Below are 4,068 nucleotides of genomic sequence, written 5' to 3' on the forward strand. Positions count from 1 at the left end.
GCTCAGCCCGCACGCCCGGGCCCACCATCGGATAACTCATCCACTCGGTCCTATCTGTGCTAGCCGGACTCCACCGGCCTTAACGGAAATTCGACATATTCCGTTACACAGATCTCCCTACAGGCCCGCCGAGCGGCAAAATACGCAGCGAGGCCACCTTCGCGCCGTCTACGGCATCTAACAAACCATGATAAAACCGGACACTCCCAAACAATGCCGCGCGGGAACCGGCCGAACCGGCCGTAGAACTTCAGCAACAGCGCAAAGCCGAGCTGCGTATCGCGGTGCTTTGCCGCGACCAGATCCTGCTCAGCACCGACCAACGTCCAGTGCTCAACCAGGTCCCCAAGACTCATCAAAGGACGTTTCGCAGCCGGAGATCATTCCGACGTCCAGCACCCCCGACAGCCCTCACGCCTAGATCATCTTTTTGGCCCCTGGTGTCGCGGTTCTTGCCAACACCCCAGGACCCGGAGTCGCTGATCGAGGCGCTGCGCGACACCCCGAAGCTTCCGGTCGGCGGGCAGTGGGCCACGTTCCTGCGGAACCACGACGAGATCGACCTGTCCCGGTTGACGACCGAACAGCGCAACCAGGTGTACGCGCAGTTCGGCTCGGACGAGAACATGCGCATCTACGACCGGGGCATCCGCCGCCGGCTGGCCCCGATGCTCGGCAACGACCGGCGGCGCATCGAGTTGGCGTACGCCCTGCAGTTCTCGATGCGGGGCACTCCGGTGCTGCGCTACGGCGAGGAGATCGGGATGGGCGAGGACCTGTCGCTGCCCGGTCGCGAGGCGATCCGTACCCCGATGCAGTGGTCGTACCAGCCGAACGCCGGCTTCTCCACGGCGGAGGATGAGAAGCTGATCCGCCCGGTGATCGACAAGGGTGAGTTCGGCTACCAGAACGTCAACGTCACCGCCCAGCGGAGCGACTCGAAGTCGCTGCTCGCCTGGTTCGAGCGCATGATCCGTACGCTGCGCGAGGCGCCGGAGATCGGCTCCGGCTCGACCACCCACATCGACGTGCCGGTGCCGCCCGGCGTGCTGACGCACCGGGCGGACGGGCCGACCGGGACGATGGTCTTCGTGCACAACCTGGGCACCGACGACGTCGAGGTGGACCTGAGCAGTCTTGAGCCGGAGGCCGACCTGCCGATCGACGTGCTCGCCGATCGGGGCTACGGCGAGTTGGGCAAGCTCGGCGCGGTGAAGGTCGCCGGCCACGGATACCGGTGGATTCGCCTATGCCGAGGGTCGGCCTGGTGACGTTAAGCTCCTCCGATCGACCCCACGTTACCCGGAGGTAATCATGTCGGAGGAGCCCCGCGTCGCCATCGTCACCGGAGCCGCACGCGGTATCGGTGCGGCCACCGCCCGACGGCTGGCCGCCGACGGGATGGCCGTCGCCGTGGTCGACATCGAGGAGGCCGCCACCAAGGAGACGGTGGACGCCATCGCCGCCGCCGGCGGCCGGGCGCTGGGTGTGGGCGCCGACGTGTCCGACCGGGAGCAGGTCGAGGCGGCCGTGGAGCGCGTCGCCGCCGACCTGGGCGCGCCCACCGTGCTGGTCAACAACGCCGGTGTGCTCCGCGACAACCTGCTGTTCAAGATGACCAACGCGGACTGGGACACCGTCCTGGGTGTGCACCTGCGCGGCGCGTTCCTGTTCAGCCAGGCCACCCAGAAGCACATGGTGGACCGCAGGTGGGGGCGGATCGTCAACCTGTCCAGCACCTCCGCCCTGGGCAACCGGGGTCAGGCGAACTACGCCGCCGCCAAGGCCGGCCTGCAGGGCTTCACCAAGACGCTCGCCATCGAGCTGGGGCCGTTCGGGGTGACCGCCAACGCGGTCGCACCCGGCTTCATCGTCACCGACATGACCGCGGCCACCGCCGCCCGCATGAAGGTCGACTTCGAGGACCTCCAGAAGCACGCCGCCGCCGAGATCCCGGTACGCCGACCGGGCCGGCCGGAGGACGTCGCGCACACCATCTCGTTCCTGGTGAGCGAGGGGGCGGGCTTCGTCTCCGGTCAGGTCATCTACGTCGCCGGTGGCCCGCGGGGCTGACCGAGGGGTCAGGCGTGGTCGTGGCGGGTGCGCCACAACCAGAGCAGGCCGAGCACCGGCAGCACCAGCGGAATGTAGCCGTACCCGCTGCCGAACTGCGACCAGACCGTCTCGTCGGGGAACAGCTCCCGGTCGACCACGCTCAGGACGCCGACCGCGACCACGCCGACCAGCTCCACCGAACAGCAGGCCAAGGCCACCCGCCGGCCGGTGTGCCCGGCCCGGGCCAGCCCCACCGCCGCCACGATGTAGATGAGCGCGGCCAGCGCGGAGAGCAGGTACGCCACCGGCGCCTCGTCGAACTTGGTGGCGATCTGCAGGCCCGCCCGACTCGTCGCCGCGATGGCGAAGAGCAGGTAGACGGCGATCAGCAGTCGACCCGGCCCGGAGTTCGTACGCCGCCGCGCCGGTCCCGCCTCAACCACCGAGCACCTCCCAGGTCTGCTGCAACCGGACCACCACCACCGGAGTCACCAGGCAGACCGCGCACACGATCGCCGAGCCCCAGCGGGTCGGCTCCATCCGGGCCAGCACCCAGGCCAGCGGCGGCAGGCAGATCAGCGTGACCAGGTAGCCGAAGAATGCGCCCGGCTCGCCGGGACGATCCCCGCCGCCCACCGCCACCAGCGCCAGGACGCTCAGCACGAGCAACGCCACTTCCAGTACGGCCAGACCGACGACCTGCACCCGGTCCGGCGGCCGATGGCGTACCGCCGCCACCAGCGCCCACACCGCCACGAGCAGCGACAGCACGATCGGCACGGTCGCGACGATCCCGTCCACCGGCGAATCGGTGCCCACGCTGGTCACCGGACCCACCCGGTCGTTGCCTCGGTCACCGGCACAGCCTACTAACCGCTGTAGTAACCGGGTCACGCTGCCTCGCCCGCGCCGTGCCCGCGCGCCCCGCGGCGCCCCGGTGTCCCGCCTCAAGATCGTGCTCGATCCAGGAAACAGGGCCTTCGATGCGTGGACGAGGGCACTCGATCCAGGTTCGAGCGCGATCATGCGAGGTTGGCGACCCGCCGCCGGTGTGACCAGCGGGGCGACTAGCGTGGATCACGTCCGTGGCGTTGCCGCGGTGCGGGGAAAAAGCGGAGGTACACGTGCTGCGGTTCGGTTTGTTCGGCACCGGTCACTGGGCGATCGAGACCCACGGGAAGGCGTTGCACGCCCACCCGGACGCGGAACTGGTCGGCGTGTGGGGGCGCAACCCGGAGCGGGCCTCCGCGCTGGCCGAGCGGTACGGGGTGCCCGCGTACGCCGACGTCGACGCGCTGATCGAGCAGTGTGCGGCGGTGGCCGTGGCGCTGCCGCCGGACATCCAGGCCGACATCGCCGTGCGGGCCGCGTCCGCAGGCCGGCACCTGCTGCTGGACAAGCCGCTGGCGCTCAGCGTCGCCGACGCCGACCGGGTGGTCGCCGCCGCCGAGGCGTCCGGGGTCGCCTCGGTGGTCTTCTTCACGCAGCGGTTCCAGTCGAACGTCACCGCGTTCCTCGCCGCCACCTCCGCCGCCGGGGGTTGGCAGCACGGGCGGACCACCGCCTTCGCGTCGATCTTCCAGGACGGCAGCCCGTACGGCGGTTCGTTGTGGCGTCGGGAGCACGGCGCGCTCTGGGACATCGCCCCGCACGCGCTCTCCATCCTGCTGCCGGTGCTGGGGCGGGTGACCCGGGTGGCGGCGATGGACGGACCGAGCGGCATGGTCCACCTGCTGCTCACCCACGAGGGCGGTGCCACCAGCGCCGCCTCGCTCTCCCTGGACGCGCCGCAGGAGTCGATGACCCGCGAGTTCGTGTTCTACGGCGAGAACGGCATCGAGACCGTCCCGTACGGCGAGAACGACGCGGCCACGGCGTTCGGTGTCGCGATCGACCAGCTCGTCGAGCAGGTACGCGCCGGCACCCGCGACCACCGCTGCGACGTCCGCTTCGGCCGCGAGGTGGTCACCATCATCGCCGCCGCCGAAACCGCCCGCACCGAATCCCGAACCG

Annotated in this window: 4 protein-coding genes and 1 pseudogene; 3 read left to right on the forward strand and 2 right to left on the reverse strand. The window is 70.0% G+C overall.

Annotation, left to right across the window (positions count from 1 at the left end):
- Positions 1–464 precede the first annotated feature (464 nt).
- Together F8271_RS30245 and fabG are read left to right on the forward strand one after the other, a co-directional pair.
- Positions 465–1,271 (forward strand): annotated as a pseudogene (locus tag F8271_RS30245) (trehalose synthase); the annotation flags it as partial.
- Positions 1,272–1,314: 43 nt separating this feature from the next.
- Positions 1,315–2,073, forward strand: a complete 759-nt coding sequence (fabG, locus tag F8271_RS30250; RefSeq protein ID WP_151493207.1) for a 3-oxoacyl-ACP reductase FabG — start codon at positions 1,315–1,317, stop codon at positions 2,071–2,073.
- Positions 2,074–2,081: 8 nt separating this feature from the next.
- Here the strand turns inward: fabG and F8271_RS30255 are convergent, their stop codons facing one another.
- Together F8271_RS30255 and F8271_RS30260 are read right to left on the reverse strand one after the other, a co-directional pair.
- Positions 2,082–2,498 (reverse strand): hypothetical protein, encoded by a 417-nt coding sequence (locus F8271_RS30255; protein WP_151493208.1) that lies wholly within the window; start codon positions 2,496–2,498, stop codon positions 2,082–2,084.
- Positions 2,491–2,883 (reverse strand): hypothetical protein, encoded by a 393-nt coding sequence (locus F8271_RS30260; protein ID WP_151493209.1) that lies wholly within the window; start codon positions 2,881–2,883, stop codon positions 2,491–2,493. Before F8271_RS30260 ends, F8271_RS30255 begins: the two co-directional genes overlap by 8 nt.
- 296 nt (positions 2,884–3,179) lie before the next feature.
- Here F8271_RS30260 and F8271_RS30265 point away from each other — a divergent pair.
- On the forward strand, positions 3,180–4,068 hold an 889-nt coding region (locus F8271_RS30265; RefSeq protein WP_151493210.1), incomplete at its 3' end, for a Gfo/Idh/MocA family protein.

The organism is Micromonospora sp. ALFpr18c (assembly GCF_008868155.1).
Lineage (GTDB): Bacteria > Actinomycetota > Actinomycetes > Mycobacteriales > Micromonosporaceae > Micromonospora.

Excerpts from the sequence above, each read along its gene's own strand:
- fabG (WP_151493207.1), top strand. The coding sequence starts at position 1,315 with ATGTCGGAGGAGCCCCGCGTCGCCATCGTCACCGGAGCCGCACGCGGT.